General features: G+C 68.7%; 19 protein-coding genes. 5 read left to right on the top strand and 14 right to left on the bottom strand.

The features are described 5' to 3' along the window. Nucleotides 1-375: 375 nt before the first annotated feature. The 7 genes from iolB to ACSFB7_RS10595 are packed head-to-tail and all read right to left on the bottom strand — an operon-like array spanning nucleotide 376 to nucleotide 9,637. On the bottom strand, nucleotides 376-1,191 hold the full coding sequence (gene iolB, locus ACSFB7_RS10625; RefSeq protein ID WP_435469742.1) for a 5-deoxy-glucuronate isomerase: 816 nt from the start codon (nucleotides 1,189-1,191) through the stop codon (nucleotides 376-378). Next, complete coding sequence (iolE, locus tag ACSFB7_RS10620) at nucleotides 1,191-2,138, bottom strand: myo-inosose-2 dehydratase (protein ID WP_435469740.1); 948 nt, start codon at nucleotides 2,136-2,138, stop codon at nucleotides 1,191-1,193. The genes iolB and iolE overlap by 1 nt, the downstream gene beginning before the upstream one ends. A 30-nt stretch (nucleotides 2,139-2,168) precedes the next feature. Beyond that, the gene (gene iolD / locus ACSFB7_RS10615; RefSeq protein WP_435469738.1) at nucleotides 2,169-4,034 is read right to left on the bottom strand and encodes a 3D-(3,5/4)-trihydroxycyclohexane-1,2-dione acylhydrolase (decyclizing); all 1,866 of its coding nucleotides are present in this window, start codon (nucleotides 4,032-4,034) and stop codon (nucleotides 2,169-2,171) included. A 10-nt stretch (nucleotides 4,035-4,044) separates the two neighbouring features. Next, nucleotides 4,045-6,006 carry a bifunctional 5-dehydro-2-deoxygluconokinase/5-dehydro-2-deoxyphosphogluconate aldolase gene (locus ACSFB7_RS10610; RefSeq protein WP_435469736.1) on the bottom strand — a complete coding sequence of 654 codons (1,962 nt, stop codon included), beginning with the start codon at nucleotides 6,004-6,006 and terminating at the stop codon, nucleotides 4,045-4,047. A 47-nt stretch (nucleotides 6,007-6,053) separates the two neighbouring features. Then, nucleotides 6,054-7,058 (bottom strand): ABC transporter permease, encoded by a 1,005-nt coding sequence (locus ACSFB7_RS10605; protein WP_435469734.1) that lies wholly within the window; start codon nucleotides 7,056-7,058, stop codon nucleotides 6,054-6,056. Between the two features lie 34 nt (nucleotides 7,059-7,092). Continuing rightward, nucleotides 7,093-8,661 (bottom strand): sugar ABC transporter ATP-binding protein, encoded by a 1,569-nt coding sequence (locus ACSFB7_RS10600; RefSeq protein WP_435469732.1) that lies wholly within the window; start codon nucleotides 8,659-8,661, stop codon nucleotides 7,093-7,095. 10 nt (nucleotides 8,662-8,671) lie between these two features. Next, nucleotides 8,672-9,637 carry a sugar ABC transporter substrate-binding protein gene (locus tag ACSFB7_RS10595; RefSeq protein ID WP_435469730.1) on the bottom strand — a complete coding sequence of 322 codons (966 nt, stop codon included), beginning with the start codon at nucleotides 9,635-9,637 and terminating at the stop codon, nucleotides 8,672-8,674. 269 nt (nucleotides 9,638-9,906) lie between these two features. On the opposite strand from ACSFB7_RS10595, the gene iolG reads away from it, so the two are divergent. Together iolG and ACSFB7_RS10585 are read left to right on the top strand one after the other, a co-directional pair. Further along, nucleotides 9,907-10,923 (top strand): inositol 2-dehydrogenase, encoded by a 1,017-nt coding sequence (iolG, locus tag ACSFB7_RS10590; protein WP_435469728.1) that lies wholly within the window; start codon nucleotides 9,907-9,909, stop codon nucleotides 10,921-10,923. 8 nt (nucleotides 10,924-10,931) lie between these two features. Beyond that, a complete protein-coding gene (locus tag ACSFB7_RS10585) occupies nucleotides 10,932-11,969 on the top strand; it encodes a Gfo/Idh/MocA family oxidoreductase (protein ID WP_394484840.1) in 1,038 nt (345 codons plus the stop codon). A gap of 7 nt (nucleotides 11,970-11,976) precedes the next feature. Here the strand turns inward: ACSFB7_RS10585 and ACSFB7_RS10580 are convergent, their stop codons facing one another. Continuing rightward, complete coding sequence (locus ACSFB7_RS10580) at nucleotides 11,977-12,921, bottom strand: LysR family transcriptional regulator (protein WP_435469726.1); 945 nt, start codon at nucleotides 12,919-12,921, stop codon at nucleotides 11,977-11,979. 129 nt (nucleotides 12,922-13,050) lie between these two features. Between ACSFB7_RS10580 and ACSFB7_RS10575 the strand changes: the two genes are divergently transcribed. Together ACSFB7_RS10575 and ACSFB7_RS10570 are read left to right on the top strand one after the other, a co-directional pair. After that, nucleotides 13,051-14,562 (top strand): CoA-acylating methylmalonate-semialdehyde dehydrogenase, encoded by a 1,512-nt coding sequence (locus ACSFB7_RS10575; RefSeq protein WP_435469724.1) that lies wholly within the window; start codon nucleotides 13,051-13,053, stop codon nucleotides 14,560-14,562. A gap of 65 nt (nucleotides 14,563-14,627) precedes the next feature. Beyond that, nucleotides 14,628-16,262 carry a GMC family oxidoreductase gene (locus ACSFB7_RS10570; protein ID WP_435469722.1) on the top strand — a complete coding sequence of 545 codons (1,635 nt, stop codon included), beginning with the start codon at nucleotides 14,628-14,630 and terminating at the stop codon, nucleotides 16,260-16,262. Nucleotides 16,263-16,271: 9 nt separating this feature from the next. Here ACSFB7_RS10570 and tetR read toward each other — a convergent pair whose 3' ends face one another. Then, complete coding sequence (tetR, locus tag ACSFB7_RS10565; protein WP_435469720.1) at nucleotides 16,272-16,931, bottom strand: tetracycline resistance transcriptional repressor TetR; 660 nt, start codon at nucleotides 16,929-16,931, stop codon at nucleotides 16,272-16,274. A gap of 77 nt (nucleotides 16,932-17,008) precedes the next feature. On the opposite strand from tetR, the gene tet reads away from it, so the two are divergent. Next, nucleotides 17,009-18,232 (top strand): Tet(A)/Tet(B)/Tet(C) family tetracycline efflux MFS transporter, encoded by a 1,224-nt coding sequence (tet, locus tag ACSFB7_RS10560; RefSeq protein ID WP_435469718.1) that lies wholly within the window; start codon nucleotides 17,009-17,011, stop codon nucleotides 18,230-18,232. A 117-nt stretch (nucleotides 18,233-18,349) separates the two neighbouring features. On the opposite strand, the gene ACSFB7_RS10555 is transcribed toward tet, so the two are convergent. From ACSFB7_RS10555 to ACSFB7_RS10535, 5 genes are read right to left on the bottom strand one after another with little or no spacing between them, the layout of a single operon-like run. Beyond that, nucleotides 18,350-19,414 carry an ABC transporter substrate-binding protein gene (locus ACSFB7_RS10555; RefSeq protein ID WP_435469716.1) on the bottom strand — a complete coding sequence of 355 codons (1,065 nt, stop codon included), beginning with the start codon at nucleotides 19,412-19,414 and terminating at the stop codon, nucleotides 18,350-18,352. Nucleotides 19,415-19,425: 11 nt separating this feature from the next. After that, nucleotides 19,426-20,601, bottom strand: coding sequence for an NAD(P)/FAD-dependent oxidoreductase (locus ACSFB7_RS10550; RefSeq protein WP_435469714.1), 1,176 nt, complete (start codon nucleotides 20,599-20,601; stop codon nucleotides 19,426-19,428). Continuing rightward, complete coding sequence (locus ACSFB7_RS10545; protein WP_435469712.1) at nucleotides 20,598-22,013, bottom strand: FAD/NAD(P)-dependent oxidoreductase; 1,416 nt, start codon at nucleotides 22,011-22,013, stop codon at nucleotides 20,598-20,600. Before ACSFB7_RS10545 ends, ACSFB7_RS10550 begins: the two co-directional genes overlap by 4 nt. Continuing rightward, nucleotides 22,010-22,327 carry a (2Fe-2S)-binding protein gene (locus tag ACSFB7_RS10540; protein ID WP_435469975.1) on the bottom strand — a complete coding sequence of 106 codons (318 nt, stop codon included), beginning with the start codon at nucleotides 22,325-22,327 and terminating at the stop codon, nucleotides 22,010-22,012. Before ACSFB7_RS10540 ends, ACSFB7_RS10545 begins: the two co-directional genes overlap by 4 nt. Before the next feature lie 2 nt (nucleotides 22,328-22,329). Beyond that, nucleotides 22,330-23,124: an ABC transporter permease gene (locus tag ACSFB7_RS10535; RefSeq protein ID WP_435469711.1), complete on the bottom strand. Its 795-nt coding sequence runs from the start codon at nucleotides 23,122-23,124 to the stop codon at nucleotides 22,330-22,332. Nucleotide 23,125 lies beyond the last annotated feature (1 nt).

Genomic DNA, 23,125 nt, shown 5'->3' with positions numbered 1-23,125 from the left:
GGCGGTGGAAAAAAGAAGGGGCCTGGCTTCTCGAGGGCGCAGGCGTGCCCTGCGCCAGCGACGCGGGTCGCTGGACGGTTCGGAAAGCGGGGGGCGGTTGGCGGGAGTGGCTAGGGTCTGTTCACACTATGCAAGGGGTCGCGAAGCTCGCCACAGCCCGCCCATCAAGGCGCGTGACGCCGTGCGTGCGTTCGCACGCACAAGGAACGCAACGCCGAGGGGCGGGCTGTGGCGAGCTTCCCTTCGGGTTGTTTCGCAAAGGGGCCGTCTGCGGCGTTGCCCGCGCTTGCAAGGCTTCAGCCTTGCTGCGCCCGGGCGCCTTGCAGCCAGCCCCTTTGCGAAACAACGCGACCCCTTGCATAGTGTGAACAGGCCCTAGGCTGCGGGCTGCAGCATCCACTCGTGGGCCGGGTCGTTCCTGAACACCCAGTAGCGGGTGGGTCCGGCCATCACGTTCAGGTAGTAGAGGTCGTAGCCGTGCGGCGCCACCACCGGGTGGTAGCCGCGCGGGACCATCACCGTGTCGTGGTTCTCCACTGCCATCGCCTCGTCGAGGCTGCGGTCATCGGTGTAGACGCGCTGGAAGGCAAAGCCTTGCGGCGGGTTCAGCCGGTGGTAGTAGGTTTCTTCCAGCAGTGTTTCTTCGGGCAGCGCATCGCGCTCGTGCTTGTGCGGCGGATAGCTCGACGAATGGCCGGCCGGCGTCAGCACTTCCACCACCAGCAGATGCGCCGCGCGCGGGTCGGTGTGCGGCAGGATGTCGCAGACGTGGCGCGTGTTGCTGCCCTTGCCGCGCACCGAGCGCGTCATCGCCGCCGGGTCGATCACCGACACCGTACGGGGCTCGGTGCCGGCCGGCGCCGTGCACAACGCGACTTCGGCATTGCGCCGCGCGCGCACGGTGACGGTCTTGCCGCCGGGCACGTACACCGCCGCGGGCGACACGGGCTCGAACACGCTGTCGCGGGTGCCGAGCTTGTCGAAGCGCTGGCCGTCCACCTCCACGTCAACCGTGCCGGTCAGCACCACGAGGCACAGTTCGCGCGCGCCGGTGTCGACCGATTCGCTCTCGCCTTCGGCCAGGCGCAGCACCTTGAAGCCGACGTGCGTCCAGCCGGCGCACTCGGGTGTCACCTCGACCACCGTGCGTCCTTGCGCGGACGCCTTCACAAGAAGCGGACTGAGCGGCATCAACGGGCTCCCTGTTGCATTGCAAGGGGCTGGGCATTGGCGGCATCGATCCGGTCCACGATGCGGCGCAGCGTCTCGTAGCCCTTCTTCGCGTAGGCGTAGCTCGGCGCGACCGCTGGGTCCTGCTCGGCTTCGACCACCAGCCAGCCTTCGTAGCCGCTGGCATGCAGCGTGCCGAGCAGCATGTCGTAGTCGAGCGCGCCGTCGCCCGGAACCGTGAAGGTGCCGTTCAGCACGCCGTCGAGGAACGACCAGCCGTTGTTGCGCGCCTGCCGGATCACGTCGGCGCGCACGTCCTTGCAGTGCACGTGCGCCACGCGGCTCGCGTGCTTCTGCAGCAGCTCGACCGGGTTGCCGGCCCCGCCGAAGTAGGCATGCCCGGTGTCGAACAGAAGGGACACGCAGTCGGGCGCGGTCAGGGCCATCAGCCGGTCGACGTCTTGCGGTGACTCGACGTAGGCGCCCATGTGATGGTGGTACGCCAGCGTGATGCCGTATTGCGCCTTCAGGTGTTCGCCGAAGGCGTTCAACCGTTGTGCGTACGCTTTCCATTGCGCGTCGTCGGCGAACCGCGGGCGCTTGGCCAGCGGCGTGTCCATGCGGCCCTGGATCGAGCCCGCGACCTCGCCGTAGACCACCACGCGGCAGCCGTTGAAGCGCAGCTTTTCCATGTGGGTGGCGCAGCGGTCGATCTCGTGGTCGACCGTGTCCTCGGCCAGGTGGCCCGAGTACCAGCCCGAGACGCAGGCCAGCCCGTACTGCGCCAGCTTGGCCTTCAGCGCCGCGGGCTCCTTCGGGAACTTGTTGCCCAGCTCGAAGCCGGCATAGCCGATTTCCGCGCCTTCCTGCAGCGCGGTTTCGAGCGGCGTGTCGCCGCCCAGCGCGGGCAGGTCGTCGTTCATCCAGGACAGGGGGTTGATGCCGATGCGGACGTTCCAGGTGTTCATGGTGTGGTTCTCTCCCAGGGGCGATTTATTTCAGAGTCGTTGATGTTGTTTGGCTGCTTCGTAGCGGGCGCGGGCGTCGTGCACTTCGGCGCGTGCCGACACCTCGGGAATCGCCACCTCCCACCAGCAGCCGCCTTCGGCCGTGGTGCGTTCCGCCGTGGTGTCGATGACGATCACCTGCGTGCGGCTGGCGGCGCGCGCGGCCTGCATGGCCTTGCGCAGTGCGGCGATGCCGTCCACGTGCACCGCCTGTGCGCCCATGCTGCGCGCGTGCGCGGCGAAGTCGATGTCCGATGCGCTCCCGCCTTCGGGAATGCAGTCGTCCAGCATGTTGTTGAAGCACTCGCCGCCGCTGGCGCGCTGCAGCCGGTGGATGCAGCCGTAGCCCCGGTTGTCCAGCACCACCACGATCAGCTTGCGGCCCAGCAGCACCGAGGTGGCGATCTCGGCGTTGAGCATCATGTAGGAGCCATCGCCCACCATGACGATCACTTCCTTGTCGGGTCGCGCGAGCTTGACGCCCAGGCCGCCGGCGATCTCGTAGCCCATGGTGGAGTAGCCGTATTCCATGTGATAGCCGCCCGGCGCGCCGCTGCGCCAGAGCTTGTGCAGTTCGGCGGGCAGCGTGCCGGCCGCGCACACCACGATGTCGCGGGTCGGCGAGTCGCTTGCGGAATCGCGCACGGCGCCGATCACCTCGGCGTCGTAAGGCAACTGGCCCTGCGGCGGCTGCGCGGTCGTGAGTTCGGTGACGCGCGCGACCCAGCCGGCTGCCAGCGTGCGGCTGCGCGCGGTCCACGCCGGCTCGGCCTGCCAGCCTTCCAGCGCCTCGCCGAGCTGTTGCAGGCCGGTGCGCGCATCGCTCACCAGCGTGGCACCGCCCCGTTTGGCGGCATCGAAGGCCTGGACGTTCAGGCTCAGCAGCGGCACGTGGCCGAACAGGCTGTGCGAGCCGGTAGTGAAGTCTTGCAAACGCGTGCCCACCGCGAGGATCAGGTCGGCTTCTTGCGCGAGGGTGTTCGCGGCCGGCGAGCCGGTGACGCCCACCGCGCCCAGGTTGAGCGGATGGTCCCAGGCCAGGCTGCCCTTGCCGGCCTGGCTCTCGGCCACCGGCACGCCATGGGTTTCCGCAAAGCTGCGCAATGCGTCCCACGCCTGGCTGTAGAGCACGCCGCCGCCCGCGACGATCAACGGCCTGCGCGACGAGCGCAGCAGAGCCGCCGCATGCGCCAGTTCTCGGGGCTCGGGCTGCGGCCTGCGCCAGCGGATGACCTCCGGCTGCAGGAAGTGCGCGGGGCAGTCGAAGGCTTCGGTCTGCACATCCTGCGGCAGTGCCAGGCAGACCGGGCCGCATTGGGCAGGGTCGGTCATGGTCTGGATCGCGCGGGGCAGGGCGGTGAGGATCTGCTCGGGCCGCATGATGCGGTCGAAGTAGCGCGTCACCGGCCGCAGGCAATCGTTGACGCTCAGGTCGCCGTGCTGGAAATCTTCAAGCTGCTGGAGCACTGGGTCGGGCGCGCGCGAGGCAAACACGTCGCCGGGCAACAGCAGCAGCGGCAGCCGGTTGACGTGCGCCATCGCCGCCGAGGTGACGAGGTTGGTGGCGCCCGGCCCGATCGAGGTCGTGACCGCCATCGCGCGCTGGCGGAAATGCGCCTTGGCAAATGCCGTCGCCGCGTTCGCCATGCCCTGCTCGTTGTGGGCGCGGTACACCGGCAGCGTCTCGCGCCGTGTCGCCAGCGCTTCGCCAAGGCCGGCCACATTGCCGTGCCCGAAGATCGCGAACACGCCGCCCAGGTACGGCTGCACCGTGCCGTCGTCCATCTCGACGCGCAGTGCCGCAAGGTGCTGCACCAGCGCCTGCGCCATGGTGAGCCGTTGGGTGTCTTGCTTCATGGGGGCTCCTTCAGGCGGCCGCGCGCAGCGGCTGGTGGGCGAGGTCCCAGGCTTCCACCAGCGCGGCGAAGTTGCGCGCCACTTCCTGCACCAGCGTTTCGTCGTCGATGGCCTGCTGCAGCCAGCGCAGGCCGGGTTCGGCCCAGAGCGTGCGCCCGATCATGAAGCCCTTGACCACCGGATTGGTGGCGTCCGAGAAGCTGCGCGCCAGGTGCGCCAGCGGCTGGTTCAGCCCCAGGATCACCGCGCCCCGGCATTGCGGGTCGCGCGCGGCGATCAGCTCTGCCAGCCGGTCCCAGGCCTGCGGCGCCATCGGCGAGAGCTTCCACCATTCGGGCTTGAAGCCGAGGTTGTAGAGCCGCTCGATGGAGCGCAGCACCACGGCGTCGCGGGCTGCATCGGTGTCCGTCTTCGGCAGCATGCTGGCCGGCGGGATCAGCTCCAGCAGCAGCTCGTGGCCGCTGGCGCGCGTGGCCTCCCACAGTTCGCGGATGCGGGCCTCCTGCTCCAGCCGCAGCTCGACCGCATCGTCGGGGTGGTAGTACACGAGGCACTTGACGGTCTGCTCCACCGGCCACTGCACGAGCTGCGAGGCCACCGACGAGGTGCCATCGAAGCGCAGCGGGCGCGACAGCGGCAGCTCCACCGGCCGCCCGACCCACCAGCCGCAACCGGTGGCGGCCGCGAGCGCGTCAGTGCCGTAGCTGCCATCGATCAGCACGCCCACGCGGCCCTGCAGCGAATGGCTTTGCGCCACACGGGCCGCGGCGGACACCAGCAACTGCTTGAGCACCGGCACCCGCGATTCGTCGCTGCCGGCCTGGCGCGCGAGGTCGGCGAACTGCGCGCGATGGTCGAAGGCCAGCACCGCCAGCGACGACCACGGCGTGCGTGCCGCGGTGGTGCGGTGCAGGTGCGCCAGTTGCGCGTCCGCATCGACCTTGGGGTTGCGCTGGCCGCTGAACCAGTGCGCCAGTTCGGCCGGCGTCGGCATCGCGGCCGAGCAGGCATGGCGCGAGACGACGATGGCGCCGCATGCATTGGCCAGTTGCGCGGCCTCTTCGAAAGACTGGCCGCGCAGCAGGCCGGTCATGAGGCCGGCGGCGAAGGCATCGCCGGCGCCCAGCACGTTCAGCACTTCGACCCGCTCGCCCTGCACCGTCTGCGCGTCTTCGATGCGCTCGGGCACCGCGCCGGGAATGAAGCAGCAACCCGCCGCGCCCAGCTTCACCACCATGGCGGCGGGTGTCACGGCGCGCACCGCGCGCAGCGACGCCATCAGGTCGCCCGGCACGCCGCCGGCAATGAGGAATTCTTCTTCCGTGCCGATCAGCAGGTCGAAGCGCGGCAGCAGCGTCTGCAGCCGCTGCGTGACCTGCGCATCGGGCACGAAGCGGTTGGCGCCTTCGCCGCGCTTGGTCAGGCCCCAGAGCACGGGGCGGTAGTCGATGTCTAGCACGCGCAGCACGCCATGCTTTTGCGCGTGGTCGAGCGCGGCGACCGAGGCCGCGCGCACGCCGGGGGCGCTCAGGTGCGTGCCGGTGATCAGCAGCGCGCGGCATTGCGCGATGAAGGCCTCGTCGATGCCGTCGGCTTCCAGTGCCATGTCGGCGCAGTTCTCGCGATAGAACAGCAGGGGGAAGGTGTCGCGGTCTTTCAGGCCGAGCAGCACCAGCGCCGTGAGGCGCTGCGGATCGACCTGCACCTGCGACACGTCGCAGCCCTCGCGCTGCAGCGTCTCGATGAGGAAGCGGCCCATCTGCTCGTCGCCCACGCGCGAGACCATCGCGGCCCGCAGGCCCAGCCGCGCGGCGCCGAAGGCGATGTTGGCGGAGCTGCCGCCCAGGTACTTGGAAAAGCTCGCGGCGTCTTCGAGCCGGCTGCCGATCTGCTGGGCGTACAGGTCGACGGCGAGCCGGCCCAGGCAGGCCAGGTCGTAGCGGCGTCCTTCGGGGAAATTCAATGCTTGCATGTTTCTCTCTGTGGCTCTTGGTCTTCTGTCGTTGTCTTGTCAGTCAGTCAATGCTTGCCGCCGCGGCGCGACTTGGCGTAGGTGTCGAAGGCCACCGCGATGACGATGATCACGCCGATCACCACCTGCTGGTAGTAGGCCGATACGTTCAGCATCACGAGGCCGTTGAGCAGCACGCCCAGCAGCAGCGAGCCGATGATGGTTCCGCCCACGCCGCCCAGGCCGCCGAAGAGGCTGGTGCCGCCGATCACCACCGCGGCGATCACGCGCAGCTCGTAGGAAATGCCGGCCACCGCCTCGGCGGAGCCCAGGCGCGCCGCGAGCAGGAAGCCGCTCAGGCCCGCCAGCAGGCCGACGAGCAGGTACACGCTCACCAGGATGCCCTTGACGTTCAGGCCTGACAGGCGCGCCGCTTCGGGGTTGCCGCCCACGGCGTAGATCGAGCGGCCGTAGCGGGTGTAGCGCAGCGTCACGTAGCCGGCGCCGGCCACCACCGCGAACACCAGCACCGGCACCGGAATGCCGAGCACGTCGCCGCGCCCCCACCAGCGAAAGCTTTCGTCGAAGCCGCTGATCGGGCCGCCGTCGTTCAGGATCAGCGTGGCGCCGCGCCAGATCGTCATGCCGCCCAGCGTGACGATGAACGGCGGCACGTTCAGCTTGGTGATGGTCTTGCCGTGCAGGTAGCCCGCCGCCATGCCGACACCGCAGGCCACCAGCAGGGCGACCAGCCAGCTCAGCGGGAAGGCGCCGCCGAGGGCCATCACCACGGCCGCGGCGCACATGCCGGCGAAGGCCAGAAGCGAGCCGACCGCCAGGTCGACGCCGCCCGTGAGGATCACGCCGGTCATGCCGACCGCCATGATCCCGTAGATCGACACTTCGGTGAGGATGTTGAAGACGTTCCGCGTGGACAGGAAGCGCGGGTTCTGCGATGCGAACAGCAGGATCAGCAGCACCAGGAACAGCAGCACGCCGTATTTTTCGAGGAAGCCCACGAGATCGAAGCTGCGCGGCTTGCGCGCCTCGACCGTGGCGGTGGTGGGGGTCATGGGTGTCTCCTTGCGGGGCGAATCGATGGTTTCATCAGGCGGCGAGCGCGCGCGGCAGTGCCGCCTCTTGCGGTGACGCGTCCTCGCCGAGCGCCATCAGGCGCATCAGCTGCTCTTCGGTGGCTTCGCCGCCGGGCGTGGAGCCAGTGATCACGCCGTTCATGAAGGTCACGATGCGGTCGCTCACGGCCATCACCTCGGGCAGCTCCGAAGAAATGACGATCACCGCGACCCCCTGGGCCGCCATGTCGAACAGCACCTGGTGCACCTCGGCCTTGGCCCCCACGTCGATGCCCCGCGTGGGCTCGTCGACGATCAGCACCTTCGGGTTCAGCGCCATCGAGCGCGCCAGCAGCACCTTCTGCTGGTTGCCGCCCGACAGCGTGCCGATGGTCACCTTGTCGCTGGACATCTTGATCGACAGCTTGCGGCGGTACTCCTCGATCAGCCGCGTCTCGGCCGCTTCGTCGACGAACCAGCGCATCTTGCTCAGGCGCCCGAGGCTGGGCAGCGTCATGTTCTGGCGGATGGAGTGCGACAGGAAGCAGCCCTGCTGCTTGCGGTCTTCCGGCACCAGCACGATGCCGGCGTCGATGCCGTCGCGCGGCGAGCGCAGCGTCACCAGCGCATCGCGCAGGCGCACGGTGCCGCTGTCGCAGGGGTCGGCGCCGAAGATCACGCGGGCCATCTCGGTGCGGCCTGCGCCCACGAGGCCGGCAAAGCCGACGATCTCGCCGGCCCGCACGTGCACCGACATGTTCAAGAGCGACGTGGCGCTGGTGCCCGAGACCGCCTTCAGGCGCGTCACGCCCTCGACCCGCAGCACCACCTCGCCCAGCGTGTTCGTGGCCTGGCGCTTCACGCCGGCCACGTCGCGGCCCACCATCTGGCGCACCAGGTCGTTGACGCTGGCATCGGCCACTGTGCCCGTCGTCACGTAGCGGCCATCGCGGAACACCGTGTAGCGGTCGCAGATGGTCTTGACCTCGTTGAGCTTGTGCGACACGTAGATGATGCCGATGCCGCGCGAGCGCAGGTCGCGGATGATGTCCAGCAACTGGCCCACCTCGCGCCCGCTCAGCGCGGCGGTCGGCTCGTCCATGATGATGAGCCGGGCCTGCACCGTCATCGCCTTCGCGATCTCGACCATCTGCTGCTTGGCCACGCTGAGCGTGCGCACCTCGGCGCGCGGATCGAGGTCGACCTTCAGGTCGGTCAGCACCTCCTGGGCGCGGGCGTACATGCGAGACCAGTCGATCAGCCCGTGCCTGAGCGGCTCGCGGCCGATGTACATGTTCTCCGCCACCGACAGCGCGGGCAGCAGGTTGAACTCCTGGTAGATCGTGACGATGCCCATGCGCTGCCGCTGGATCGGCGTGTCGGTGGGCAGCAGCGCGCGGCCCTCGAAATGGAGCGTGCCTTCGTCGGCCGGCTGTGCGCCCGCGAGGATCTTGAGCAGCGTCGACTTGCCCGCGCCGTTCTCGCCGAGCAGCGCGTGCACCTCGCCCGGCGCGATGTCGAGATGGACACCGTCGAGCGCCTTCACGCCCGGGAAGGATTTGCGAACGCCGCGAACCGACAGCAGTGCAGTGGTGGACGACATGGCCGGTGCCTTACTTGAGCTCGCCGGAGCGCGCGGCCTCGGCGATGTTGGCGCGCGTGATCAGGATCGGCTCGATGGCGACGGTCTTGATCTCCGTCTTGTTGCGGATGTTGGCCACCAGCACCTGCAGCGCGGTGCGGATCTGCCGGCCGGGGCTCTGCTCCACCGTGGCGGCCATCTCGCCATCGCGCACCTTCTTCAGCGCGTCGGGCGAAGCGTCGTAGCCCAGCACCTTGATGCCCTGCTTGCCGAGGCCGGCCGACTGGATCGCCTCGACGGCGCCGAGCGCCATGTCGTCGTTGGCGGAAATGATCACCTGCGGCGGGTTGCCGGTCAGCGACGTGAGGATGTTCTGCGTGACCGTCAGCCCCTGGTCGCGTGCCCAATTGGCGGTCTGCTCCGCCACGATCTTGTACTTGGGGCCAGCGGCAGTGAGCGCTTCGTGGATGCCCTTCGCGCGATCGATGGCCGAGCTGCTGCCGGGCTGGCCGGTCAGGAAGACGATGCGCGCGCCCTCGGGAAAGTTCTGCACCACCCACTGCGCCATCTTCCGGCCGCCCGCCACGTTGTCGGCGCCGACATGCGGAATGGGCTTCTTCGCGCCGTCCACGCGCCGGTCGACGGTGACGACGGGGATGTTCTCGGAAAGGATCTCGTTGATGGCCGGCACCATCGCCTTGGCGTCGGTCGGCGCGATGACGATGCCGCTCACGCCTTGCGTCAGCGCGTTGGACACGTCGGCGCTCTGCTTGGGCGAACTCGCCTGGCCGTCGACCACGTTCACCTTGACCTTGAGCTTGCGGGCCTCGTCCAGCAGCTCGCGGTTCATGAACACGAAGAAGGGTTCGGCCATGTTGTGGAAGAGCACCGCGACGGGCTCGTTGTCGGCCAGCGCCGGCGAAGCCGGCAGGGCCAGGGCGGCGGCGATGGCCGCTGCGAACAGCACCCTGCGAAGAGGCCGTGTTGCGTTCTTCATTTCTATGTCTCCTGTGGCGTTGAGCGGTTTTGCCTGGGGCAAGCCGTGCTTTTTTGCGTGGTTTGTCGCCGGCCGGCCCGTCTGTGTGACGGTCACGCAAATTCTAGAAATGAAGAATCAAAATTGCAAAGAAATTTCTAATTAAATAGATAAGTGAAAACCCTGTTCCAAATCGGAAGGGGGTTTCGCAGAATCGCCATGGCCTTGCGCGGGAGGCGCTCGGCTGTTTTTTCTTCCCCAACCCGCTTTCCAGCGAACTTCACCGACTCATGAAACAGGTAGCCGTCTTTGGCGCCGGCCGCATCGGCCGCATTCACGCAACCAACCTCGCGGCACTGCCGGGCGTGCGCTTGCGCTACATCAGCGATCCGGTGGGCGAGAGCGCGTCGTCGCTGGCCCATCGCCTGGGGGCCGAGGCCAGCTCCATCGAGGCGGCGCTGGCCGATCCGGCCATCGACGTGGTGGTCGTCACCTCGCCCACCACCACGCACAGCGACCTGATCCTGCGCGCCGCGCAGGCGGGCAAGCACATCTTCTGCGAGAAGCCGGTGGACCTGTCCGTGCCGCGCGCCGAGGCGTGTGCCGCGGCGGTGCGCGCGGCGGGCGTGGCCTGCATGATCGGCTTTCAGCGCCGCTTCGATCCGACCTTCAACGAGGTCAAGTCGCGCATCGAGCGCGGCGACATCGGCACGCCCGAGATGCTGGTCATCACGAGCCGCGACCCGGGCGCACCGCCCGCCGAATACCTGCGCCAATCGGGCGGCATCTTTCGCGACATGCTGATCCACGATTTCGACGTGTTCCGCTGGATCCTCGGCCAGGGCGACGGCAGCGCCGGCCCCGACGAAGCCGTGTGGCTCAGCGCCACCGGCGCCTGCCTGGTCGATCCGGCCATCGGCGCCATCGGCGACATCGACAGCGCGGTGGTCAGCATCCGCACCCGGGCCGGCCGGCTGTGCCAGATCAACGCCTCGCGCCGCGCCGCCTACGGCTACGACCAGCGCTTCGAGGTGCTGGGTGCCAAGGGCCTGCTGGCCGCCGGCAACCACCGGCCGCACGAAGTCACGCAGATGGACGCGAATGGCGTGCGCACCGACAACCCGGAGCCCTTCTTCCTTGAGCGCTACCGCGCGGCCTACCAATTGGAGATGGCGCACTTCTTCGAGCAACTGCAATTGGGCGGCAGCTTCCGCTGTTCGGTTCACGACGGCGTGGCGGCACAGAAGCTGGCCGACGCGGCGGCACTCTCGTTCGAGACCGGAAAGCCCGTCACCTTTTCCGAATGAGCATCGCCATGACCAACACCACCACCCGCAAACCCCCGCTGCGCATCGGCATCGCCGGCCTTGGCCGACTGGGCTGGCGCCATGCCGAGAACATCGCCCACCGCATCCGCGATGCGCGCCTCGTCTGGGCCTGCAGCCCGGTGCAGGCCGAACTCGATGCCGCGCGCAGCGAACTCGGCGTCGAGCAACTCACCACCGATTTCGACCGCTTCATCCACGCGCCCGACATCGACGCCGTGGTGCTCGTCACGCCGACCGCCATGCACGCGGCCCAGACCATCGCGGCGCTCGAAGCCGGCAAGCATGTCTTCGTCGAAAAGCCGCTGGCGCTCGACTTGGCCGACTGCGAGCGCGTGGAGGCCGTCGCGGCACGGCATCCGGACCGCGTGGCGATGGTGGGCTTCGTGCGCCGCTTCGACCCGAGCTACCGCCGCGCCCACGAAGGCGTGGGGCGCGGCGACATCGGGCGGCCTTTTCTCGTGCGCTCGCAGACCTGCGACATGAACGACCCCTCGGGCTTCTTCGTGCAGTACGCGCCGCAGTCCGGCGGCATCTTCATGGACTGCAGCGTGCACGACATCGACCTGGCGCGTTGGATGCTCGGCAACCCGCGCGCAGAGCGCGTCTTCGCCACCGGCACCATCGCCATGCACCCGGGCCTTGCACCGCACGGCGACGTCGACAACGGGCTGGCGCTGGTCGATTTCGAGGGCGGTGGCCGCGCGGTGTTCTATGCCTCGCGCACCTTCGCGCACGGCCACGAGACGCAGACCGAAGTCATCGGCACCGCCGGCAAGTTGCTGGTCGGCCACGACGCGGCGCGCGACCGGATCGTGACGAGCGACAGCGCGGGCGTGCGCTTCGCGTCCACCGGCGATTTCTTCGAGCGCTTCGGCGATGCGTTCCTGCACGAGATGAACGCCTTCGTCGCGGCCTGCCGCGGCGAAGCCGCGCTGGGGCTCACGCTGTCCGATGCGACGGAGGCCACGCGCATCGGGCTGGCCATCACGCGCTCATTGCGCAGCGGGCAGGCCGAGAAGGTCTGAACAGGCGCTAAGCCTCGAAGCCCCCTGCCAGCACCTCCCGCAGCCACGCGACGAATGCGCTCACCGCTTGCGGCACGTGCGTGGCATACGGGCGAATCGCATAGAGCCGCTCGCCGAAGGCGCCCACCGAGCGCCATTGCGGCAGCACTTCCACCAGCTTGCCCGACTGCAGCGCCGACTGGGCGCTGAAGTCGGGCACCAGCGCAATGCCCAAGCCGGTCAGGGCAGCGTCGCGCAACGCCTCGCTGTTGTTGGCGACCAACGGCCCCGACACCGGCACCGTGAGGCGCGGCGCCTTCGATTTCTGTGACACCGTGCGGGCCTCGAAATGCCAGGTCGGCGTGTCCTGCGCGCGCGGGTAGTGCAGGCAGTCATGTTCGGCCAGCGCGGTCGGTTCGCGCGGCGTGCCGCGCCGGCGCAGGTAGGCGCGGCTGGCCACCAGCACCGAGCGCGTGTCGCACAGCGTCCAGGCCACGTGCGTGTCGGGCGGCGAGGCCGTGTGCCGGATCGCGAGGTCGAAGCCTTCCATCGCCAGCGAACTGAGCCGGTCCGACAGGTCGAGTTCGATCCGCACCTCGGGCTGCGCGCGCAGGAAGTCGGCCAGCCGCGGCACCAGCTGCTGGCGCGCAAAGGCCACCGGCGCGGTGACGCGCACCAGCCCGCGCGGCACGCCCGCCAGGTCGCGCACGCCGGCAAAGCTGTGGGCGATCTGCTCGAAGGGCGTGCGCATGTCTTCCACCAGCCGCTGCCCGGCTTCGGTCAGCCGCACGCTGCGCGTTGTGCGCTGCACCAATGGCGCGCCAGCCGCGCGCTCCAGCTCGGCGATGCGCTGGCTCATGGCCGCCTTGCTCACGCCCAGGCGCAGCGCGGCGGCCGTGAAACTACCCTGCTGCGCCAGCACCGTGAGCCAGTGCAGGTGCGTCCACAGCGACTCGATATTTTGAGGTTTCATGCATCCATTGTTCGCTATGCTGAACAATAAGTTCAAGTCTCGTGGCTATGCGCGTCGGCGGTCGCTGCCTAAACTGCCGCAACGCCTCCTCCTTCTCCTCCTTCTTCCGTCACGCGAAAGCCCCGATCCATGTCCACCGTTCATCTCGACCACCACATCGCCGGCAAGCCGGCCGCCAACACCTCCGGCCGCACGCAGGACGTGACCAACCCCGCCACCGGTGCCGTCACCGGCAAGGTGGGCCTGGCCGATGCCGCGCAGGTCTCGGCCGCCGTGGCCGCCGCGCAGGCCGCCTTTCCGGCCTGGGCCGACACGCCGCCGATCCGCCGCGCCCGCGTGATGTTCAAGTTTTTGCAGCTGCTCAACGAGCACAAGGACGAGCTGGCCCACCTCATCACCGCCGAGCACGGCAAGGTCTTCACCGACGCGCAGGGCGAGGTCTCGCGCGGCATCGACATCGTCGAGTTCGCCTGCGGCATTCCGCAACTGCTCAAGGGCGACTTCACCGACCAGGTGAGCACCGGCATCGACAACTGGACGCTGCGCCAGCCGCTCGGCGTGGTCGCCGGCATCACGCCCTTCAACTTCCCGGTGATGGTGCCGATGTGGATGTTCCCGGTGGCCATCGCCGCGGGCAACACCTTCGTGCTCAAGCCCAGCCCGACCGACCCGAGCGCGTCGCTGCGCATGGCCGAGCTGCTGAAGGAAGCCGGCCTGCCCGACGGCGTTTTCAACGTGGTGCAGGGCGACAAGGTCGCCGTCGATGCGCTGCTGGAGCACCCCGACGTCAAGGCCATCAGCTTCGTCGGCTCCACGCCCATCGCCAACTACATCTACGAAACCGGCGCCCGCCACGGCAAGCGCGTGCAGGCCCTGGGCGGCGCGAAGAACCACATGGTCGTCATGCCCGACGCCGACATCGACCAGACCGTCGATGCACTCATCGGCGCCGGCTACGGCTCGGCCGGCGAGCGCTGCATGGCGATCAGCGTCGCGGTGCTGGTGGGCGACGTGGCCGACAAGATCGTGCCCAAGCTCATCGAGCGCACCAAGACGCTCAAGGTGCTCAACGGCACCAACCTCGCGGCCGAGATGGGCCCGATCGTCACGCGCGCCGCGCACGAACGCATCACCGGCTACATCGCGCAGGGCGAGAAGGAAGGCGCGAAGCTGCTGGTCGACGGCCGCCAGTTCGACGGCAAGGTGGCCGGCGATGGTTGCGGCGACGGCTTCTGGATGGGCGGCACGCTGTTCGACCACGTCACGCCCGAGATGCGCATCTACAAGGAAGAGATCTTCGGCCCGGTGCTCGGCTGCGTGCGCGTGGCCAACTTCAAGGACGCGGTCGACCTCGTCAACGCGCACGAGTTCGGCAACGGCGTGAGCTGCTTCACCCGCGACGGCAATGTGGCGCGCGAATTCAGCCGCCGCATCCAGGTCGGCATGGTCGGCATCAACGTGCCGATCCCGGTGCCGATGGCCTGGCATGGCTTCGGCGGCTGGAAGAAGAGCCTGTTCGGTGACATGCACGCCTACGGCGAAGAGGGCGTGCGCTTCTACACCAAGCAGAAGTCGGTCATGCAGCGCTGGCCCGAGAGCATCGGCAAGGGCGCCGAGTTCGTGATGCCGACAGCCAAGTAGCATGCGGAGCGGCGCGAGGGGCGCCGCAATTTCGTCGAACAAAAAAGAGAGACACGCAAAACGCCATGAGCGAGACCACCTTCGACTACATCATCATCGGCGCCGGCACCGCCGGCTCGCTCATGGCCAACCGGCTCAGCGCCGACAAGCGCAAGCGCGTGCTGCTCATCGAGGCCGGACGCAAGGATGACTACCACTGGATCCACATTCCGGTGGGCTACCTGTATTGCATCGGCAACCCGCGCACCGACTGGCTCTACAGCACCGAGCCCGATGCGGGCCTGAACGGCCGCGTGCTGCGCTATCCGCGCGGCAAGACGCTGGGTGGCTCGTCGAGCATCAACGGCATGATCTACATGCGCGGCCAGTCGCGCGACTACGAGCAGTGGGCGCAGCTCACGGGCGACGAGTCGTGGCGCTGGCAGAACGTGCTGCCGGCCTTCAAGAAGCACGAGGACTTCTACCTCGGTGCCGACGAGATGCACGGCGCGGGCGGCGAGTGGCGCGTGGAAAAACAGCGCTTGCGTTGGGACATCCTCGACGCTTTCGCCGAAGCCGCCGCGCAGGCCGACGTGCCGCACACCACCGACTTCAACCGCGGCAGCAACGAAGGCGTGGGCTACTTCCAGGTCAACCAGAAGAACGGCTGGCGCTGGAACACGGCCAAGGCCTTCCTGCGGCCGACCTGCTATGGCAGGCCCAACTTCGAGCTGTGGACCGGCGCGCAGGTGTCGCGCCTGCTGTTCGAGACGCTGCCGGACGGCACGCGCCGCTGCAGCGGCGTCGAGGTATGGAACGGCAGCGAGATGGCCACCGCGCATGCCGAGCGCGAAGTGATCCTGAGCGCGGGCGCGATCGGCTCGCCGCAGATTCTTCAGCTCTCGGGCATCGGCCCGGCCGAGCTGCTGCGTCAACATGGCATCGACGTGGTGCTCGACGCGCCCGGCGTCGGCGCCAACCTGCAGGACCATCTGCAGATTCGCGCGGTCTACAAGATCGAGGGCGCGCCCACGCTCAACGTGCTGGCGTCGTCGATGGTCGGCAAGGCGAAGATCGGGCTTGAATACCTGTTGAAACGCAGCGGCCCGATGAGCATGGCGCCGTCGCAGCTCGGCGCCTTCACGCGCAGCTCGCCCGAGCGTGAATGGCCGAACCTGCAGTACCACGTGCAGCCGCTGTCGCTCGATGCCTTCGGCGATCCGCTGCACAGCTTTCCGGCTTTCACCGCGAGTGTGTGCAACCTCAACCCGACGAGCCGGGGCTCTGTGCGCATCAAGAGCAAGCGCTTTGAAGATGCGCCGGCCATCGCGCCCAACTACCTGAGCACCGACGAAGACCGCAAGGTGGCGGCCGACTCGCTGCGCGTGACACGCCGCATCGCGTCGCAGCCCGCGCTGGCCAAATACAAGCCGCAGGAGTGGAAGCCCGGCGTGCAGTACCAGACCGACGAAGACCTGGCGCGGCTCGCGGGCGACATCGCCACCACCATCTTCCATCCGGTCGGCACCACCAAGATGGGCGCCGACAGCGACCCGATGGCGGTGCTCGACGCCAGGCTGCGCGTGCGCGGTGTGCAGGGCCTGCGCGTGGTGGATGCGGGCGCGATGCCCACCATCACCAGCGGCAACACCAACAGCCCGACATTGATGATGGCCGAGAAGGCGGCGGGCTGGATTCTCGAAGACAACGGCGGGCGCTGAGCCCCGGCGTCAGCGGCGCGGCGTTGGCTTGCTCGATTTGGGCTTGGGCTTGCTGTCGCCCGCCAGGCGCGCCCTCGCGCCTTCGAGCATGAGGTCCACGCCGACATCGAACATCGCATCGGGGCCGGCCTTGCGGTAGTTGGCGAAGGCCTCGGCCAGCAAGGGGCGCGACGCCGCGGCGGCATCGAGCGTCTGCTGCCGCACTTCTGCATCGGGCGGTGCTGCCTGCTCTTCGAGCACGCAGCCCACGGTGTAGCGGCCCAGCGCGATCAGCAGCGTCATGGCCTGCGTTGCGGGCACGCCCCGGCTGACCACGGCCGCGAGTTGAGCCTCCACCATCTCCAGATCATCCGGGTCGGGCTCCGAGCCGGCATGCAGGCGCGCGCCGTCGCGCCGCGCCAGCAGCGCGCGGCGGAAGCTGCGCGCGTTCTCGCGCAGGAAGGTCTCCCACGTTTCCTCGGGCAGCGGCAGCCGGCGGTCGTGGGCGCGACGCAGGAGCTCGCAGTTCATCGCATCGAGCAGCGCGCGCTTGTTCTTGAAATGCCAGTACAGCGCGGGTTGCTGTACGCCCAGCCGTTCGGCCAGCAGCCGGGTGCTGAGCTTGTCCATGCCGACCTCGTCAAGCAGCGCCAGCGCCGCTTCGAGGATGACTTCGCGATCCAGTTTCATGCAGATGTCCGTGCCCGTGTCCGAGCAAATAGGGGGTGCTTCACAACCTGGAATTTATCGCTGATAATTCCTTATCAATGATAAATTCCAACATTTCTTCCAACCCCTCGTTCGCGGGCAGCCGCCACGCGCATGCGGTGATCCTTGCGATCGTCACGCTCGACGCCGTCGGCATCAGCCTGGTCATGCCGATCGTGCCGGGCCTGCTGCGCGAGGTCGGCCACACGGGTGATCTCGGCTGGCGCTTCGGTGCCTTCCTGTCGCTCTACGCGCTGATGCAGTTCCTCTGCGCGCCCGTGCTCGGCGCGCTCAGCGACCGCTTCGGCCGCCGGCCGGTGCTGCTGGTGTCGGTGGCGGGCGCGGCGATCGATGCGCTCTTCATGGCCTTCGCGCCCTCGCTGTGGATGCTGTTCGTGGGCCGCGCGATCGCGGGCATGACCGGCGCGAACATGGCGGTGGCCTCTGCCGCCATTGCCGACCTCACGCCCGAGGACCAGCGCGCGCGCTGGTTCGGCCGCATGGGCGCCTGCTTCGGCCTGGGCTTCATCGCCGGGCCGGCGATTGGCGGCGTGCTCGGCGACCACGGCGTGCGGCTGCCCTTCATCGTGGCCGCGGTGCTCAACGGCCTGACCTTCCTTGTGGGCCTGCTGGTGTTGCGCGAGTCGCGCCCGCCGGCGCTCGCGACGCAGGCCTTCGACCGCAGCGTGCTGCATCCGCTTGCGCCGCTGCGCTGGGCCGCGGGCTTTCCCGCGCTGCTGCCGGTCCTGGGCGTGTTCCTGGTGCTCGTGCTGGTGGGCGAAGTCGCCGGCACGACCTGGGTGATCCACGGCGAAGACCGCTACGCCTGGAACGGCACCACGGTCGGCCTTTCGCTCGCGGGCTTCGGCCTGATCCACGCAGTGGTGCAGGGCTTCCTGGCGGGCCCGCTGGTCGAGCGCTGGGGCGAGCGCGTGGCGATCGCGGTCGGCACGCTCTCCGACTGCACGGCCTATGCGTTGATCGCCTTCGCCTCGCAGGGCTGGATGGCGCTCGCGTTGCTGCCATTGCTGTGCATGGGCGGCGTCGGCCAGCCCGCGCTGCAGGCGATGCTTTCGCGGCGCGTGGGCGAGGCCGACCAAGGGCGGCTGCAAGGCGTGCTCGCGAGCATCTCCAGCCTGGCCTCGGTGGCCGGGCCGCTGCTGATCAGCGCGCTCTACTTCGCGTTGCGCGTGCGCTTCCCGGGCATCGTGTGGCTGGTCGGTGCCGTGCTCTATCTGCTGTGCCTGCCGGTGTTGCTGCGCAAGACGGATGCGAGGCGATGACGGTCTTGCTCCCTCCCCCTCTGGGGGAGGGCTGGGGTGGGGGCAAGCGGCGCTCGCGGTGGAAGCCGATGCTCCCATCCCAACCTTCCCCCAGCGGGGGAAGGAGCAAAGGCAAGCTCAACGTTCGATCGTTTTGTTCCAACGCGAATTCCACGCCGGCCGGTTCGCGTTGATGCTCTCCCAGTCGATGGTGATGGCCGTCTTCATCCACTTGTTGATGTTCGCCACCTGCGTTGCGCTGTCACCCGTCACTGGCGCCTTGGGGTTGGTCGGAATCTGCGCGCCGTACTGCAGCACGTTGGCCTGAGCCACCGGGCTGAGCAGGAACTCGGCGAGCTTTTGCGATAGCTCGGGCTCGCTGTTGTTGGCGATCACGCACTGGGCCGTGACCAGCACCACCGCGCCTTCCTTGGGCGGCGCGTACTCGACCGGAATGCCCTTGGTCTTGAGCGAGTCCACGATGGTGGGCGTCAGCGGAAAGATCGCCGCTTCACCGGTCTGGACCATCTCCGACAGCTTGGCCGAACTCGGGATGTACTCCAGCACGTTCGGGCCGATGGTGGTGGGCCAGGCCTTGAAGCCGGGCTCCACGTTCTTGTCGTTGCCGCCCTGGATGCGGTTGAACATCAGGAAGCCGTGCAGCCCGAAGGACGAGGACGACATCGACTGGAACACCACCTTGCCCTTGAACTTCGGATCGGCCAGGTCCATCCACGAGGTGGGCGCGGCCCAGCCCTTTTCCTTGAACATCTTCGCGTTGTAGGCCAGGCCCGTCATGCCCAGGCTCACGCCGCTGGCCATGTCGTCCTTGAAGCGCGCGGCGGGGAAGATTTCGCTCAGTGACTGGTTGGGCTTCTGCTTCTGGCACAGGCCCATGCCGATGGCGCGCACCATGATGCCGTCGTCCAGGAACATCACGTGCATCTGCGGCTTGTCCTTGTTGGCCTGCGCCTTCGCGAGGATGTCGGACGAGGTGCCGGGCACCACCACCACCTTGGCGCCGTAGGCCTTCTCGAAGGCCGGGAACACGTACTGCGTGTACGCCTTCTCCATGGTGCCGCCGTTCATGCCGATGTAGAGCGTCGGGACTGTCTGCGCGAACGCGGCCCCGCTGCATGCGAGCGCGGCGGCTGCTGCGATCAGGGGGCGGCGTGCGAAGAAGGTGCGGGTGAGGCGGGACATGGTTTTTCCTTTCAGTGGGGAAGGGCGTCGGAAGCGGTCGTGGATGCGGGTCGGGGTTCAGGCTCGGGAACGGGGGCGAAGCGCTCGATGGCAAAGGCATCGATGGGCGTGCTGCTGCGCCCATCGCGTGCGAGTTCGGCAAGCACCTCGCCGGCGGCCGGGCCGATCTGGAAGCCCGCACCCGCGAAGCCGAAGCCATGGAACAATCCCGGCGTGGTGCGGCTCGGGCCGAGCACCGGTTCGCGGTCGGGCAGGTAGCCCTCGGTGCCGCTCCAGGTGCGGATGAAATGCGCATGGCGCAGCGTGGGCAGCAGTTCGATGGCCTGTACCGCGAGCGTGGCGATGGCGTCGCGGTCGACGCGCGCGCGTTCGGCATCGAGCGCAATGCCCGCGCCGCCGCCCAGCACGAGGTTGCCGCGCGCCACCTGCCGGCAGTAGATGCCGCCGCCCTCGACGCCGAGGCTCCAGTCCATGAAATGCGGCACCGGCTCCGTCACCGCCATCACCGGGTGGCCCGAACGCAGCGGCAGCGTCTCGCCGAACTGTTCGGCGATGGCGCCGGCCCAGGCGCCCGCGCAGTTGAGCAGCACGGGCGCATGCACTTCGAGCGCATTGCCGGAACGCACCATGAACAGCGCGCCGTCGTGCGCGACCTCGTCGACCTTGTGGCGCTCGAAGACCTGCGCGCCCGCCCGTTGAGCCGCGAGCGCGAAGGCCGGCGACACCAGGCGCGGATTGGCCTGCCCGTCTTCCACGCACAGCGAGCCGCCCACGGCGCGCGTGCCGAGCCAGGGGCATTGCTCGCGCAGGCGCGCGGCGGAAATCAGTTCGAGGCCCAGGTCGAAGTCGCTGCTGAGCGCGCGGTAGCGTTCGAGCGAGGCCATGTCCGATTCGCTGCGCGCGATCTTGAAATGGCCCGAGCGGATGTATTCGCCGTCGGTGCCGAGCAGTTCGGGCAGCCGGCCCCAGATGCGGTGCGCGCGCTGCGCTAGCGGCAACTGGCTCAGCGGGCGGCCCTGCCGCCGCACGCCGCCGTAGTTCACGCCGCTGGAGCGCGAGCCGCAAAGGTCGCGCTCCAGCAGTGCCACGCCAAGGCCCATCTGCCGCAGCGCCAGCGCGGCGGAGGCGCCGACGATGCCGCCACCGATGATGGCGACATCGGTGCGCAAGGTGCGGATCGTCGTCATGCGTCGCCCTCCGTGCAGGGCACGAGCCGGATTGGGATCGGCTTGATCGGCGCCTGTCCGCGCAAGCGGCCCACCTGCTGCACCGATTGGCCGGTGGCATGCGCCAGGATCTCCGCCGCCGCCACGCCGCACATGCGGCCCTGGCAGCGGCCCATGCCCACGCGCGACAAGGCCTTGAGCCGGTTCATCTCGTCCGCGCCGTTGACGGCAACGGTCTGGCGCAGCGTGCCGGCCGTGACGTTCTCGCAGCGGCACACCACCAGATCGTCGGGCGCGTGCGCGGCCCAGTCCTGCGGCAGCGGGAAGGCGCGCTCCAGGCCACGGCGGAACGTGGTCAATCGGTCGAGCCTGTGTTCGAGTGCCGTGGCGCGCGCGGTGTCGATGGCCACGCCGCTGTCGGCCAGCAGCGCCAGCGCCGCGCGCTCACCCGCCCATTCGGCCGCGTCCGCGCCCATGATGCCGGCGCCATCGCCCGCGAGGTACACGCCCTCGACGCTGGCGCGACCCGCCGCATCGCGCACCGGCAGATGGGCGCGGTGCATCGGCGCGTAGTCGAAGCGGCAGCCGAGCAGGTCGGCCAGTTGGGTTTCGGAGCGCAGCGCGTAGCCGAAGCCGATGGCATCGCAGGCCAGCGTGCGTTCTTCGCGGCCGTCGTGCCATGCCACGCCGGTGACGCGGCTTTGCTGTTCATCGCCGAGCACGCGCAGCGGGCGCACGCCGCTGTGCAAGGCCACGCCATGCGCGCGCAGCCAGCCCACGTAGTACACGCCTTTGGCGAACACGGTGGGTTGCGTCAGCATCGCGGGCGTTGCGGCGATCTGGTCCGCAAGGCGCGCGGTGTCGAGCACCGCCGCCACCGTCACGCCGGCCTTCGCGTACTGGTACGCCACCAGGTACAGCAACGGCCCCGTGCCCATGAACACCACGCGCTGCCCGATGGCGCAGCCCTGGAACTTGAGCGCCACCTGCGCACCGCCGAGCGTGTAGACGCCGGGCAGCGTCCAGCCCGGCACCGGCAGCACGCGGTCGGTCGCGCCCGTCGCCACGATGAGATGGCTGTAGGGCACGCTGCGGGTGCTGCGCGTCGGGTTGTGCAGCACGTCGAGCTGTTGCGCTTGTGCGTTCCACACGAGGCTGTCGGGGCGATGGTCGATGCGGCCCTGCAGCGCGTCGAAGGCTTCGTGCACCGCATCGGCACGCTTCGACTCGAAGCCGTAGAGCGTTTGCGCGCTGCGCTGTGTTAGGCCCTTTGGCGGACGCCGGTAGATCTGTCCGCCGGCGCGCGGGGCCTCGTCGATCACCACGGGCCGCAGGCCATGCACCACCAGCGTCTGCGCGGCGCGCACGCCGGCCGGTCCGGCGCCGACGATCACGGGCCGCAATTCGCTGGCCGTTGTAGCGGTCGTCGTCATGCGCCGTTCTTTCCCGTGACCAGTGCCATGCCCGGTGCGATGAAGGTCGAGCAGGCGCGCAGCCGCTCGCCTTCGTCGGTCGAGATCCAGCAGTCCTGGCAGGCGCCCATCATGCAGAAGCCGGCACGTGGCAGCCCGCTGAATTCGTTGCGCCGCAGTTGATCGGATTGCGTGAGCACGGCGGTCAGCACCGTGTCCCCGGACAGCGCACGCACGGGTGCACCGTCGAGCGTGAAGGCCACGGCCTCGCGGCCGTTCTGCTCAGCCACGCGATGCAGCAGCCCGCGTGCGCCTGTTGTCGATGATGTGTTCATGCTCATCTGCGGCCCACCAGCACGCGGTCCAGTCCATAGAGGCGATCGAGAATGATCATCGCGACAGCGGTCACCGCCACCATCAGCGCCGACACCGCCGCCATCAGCGGATCGATCGACTCGGTGGCATACATGTACATGCGCACCGGCAGCGTCACTGTGCTCGGCGCGGTGACGAAGATCGACATCGTCACTTCGTCAAAACTGTTGATGAAGGCCAGCATCCAGCCGCCCGTCACGCCCGGCAGGATCATCGGCAGCGTGATGCGCCGGAACACCGTGGCCTGGCTCGCGCCCAGCGACAGCGCGGCCTGCTCGGCGCTGCGGTCGAAGCCCACCAGCGCGGCCACCACCAGCCGCAGCGTGTAGGGCGTGACGATCAACGCATGTGCCATCACCAGCCAGCCGAAACTGCCCGTGCCGCCGACCAGCGCGAACAGCCGCAGCAGCGCCACGCCCAGCACCAGGTGCGGCACGATCAGCGGAGACAGGAACAGGCCGTTGAGAAAGTCGCGCCCCGGAAATTCATAGCGCGTGATCGCCATGCCGGCCGGCACCGCGAGCAGCGTCGCGATGGTGGCCGAGCTGAGCGCCAGCCACAGGCTGTTCCAGAACGACTGCATGAAGTCGGAGTGCGCGAACACCGCCTTGAACCAGCGCAGCGAGAAGTGCGTGGTCGGAATGGTCAGCGTGTTCTCGGGCGTGAACGCCACGATGCACACCACCACCAGCGGTGCCAGCATGAAGACGATGACGAGCGCGTTGAAGGTGAGCGCGATGGGGCCGTTCTTGTTCATC

The sequence above is a fragment of the Variovorax raffinosi genome (assembly GCF_051216615.1).
Taxonomy (GTDB): Bacteria; Pseudomonadota; Gammaproteobacteria; order Burkholderiales; family Burkholderiaceae_C; genus Variovorax.
The sequence above is the reverse complement of the archived record's forward strand: the minus strand, read 5'-3'. Positions and strand labels throughout refer to the sequence as shown.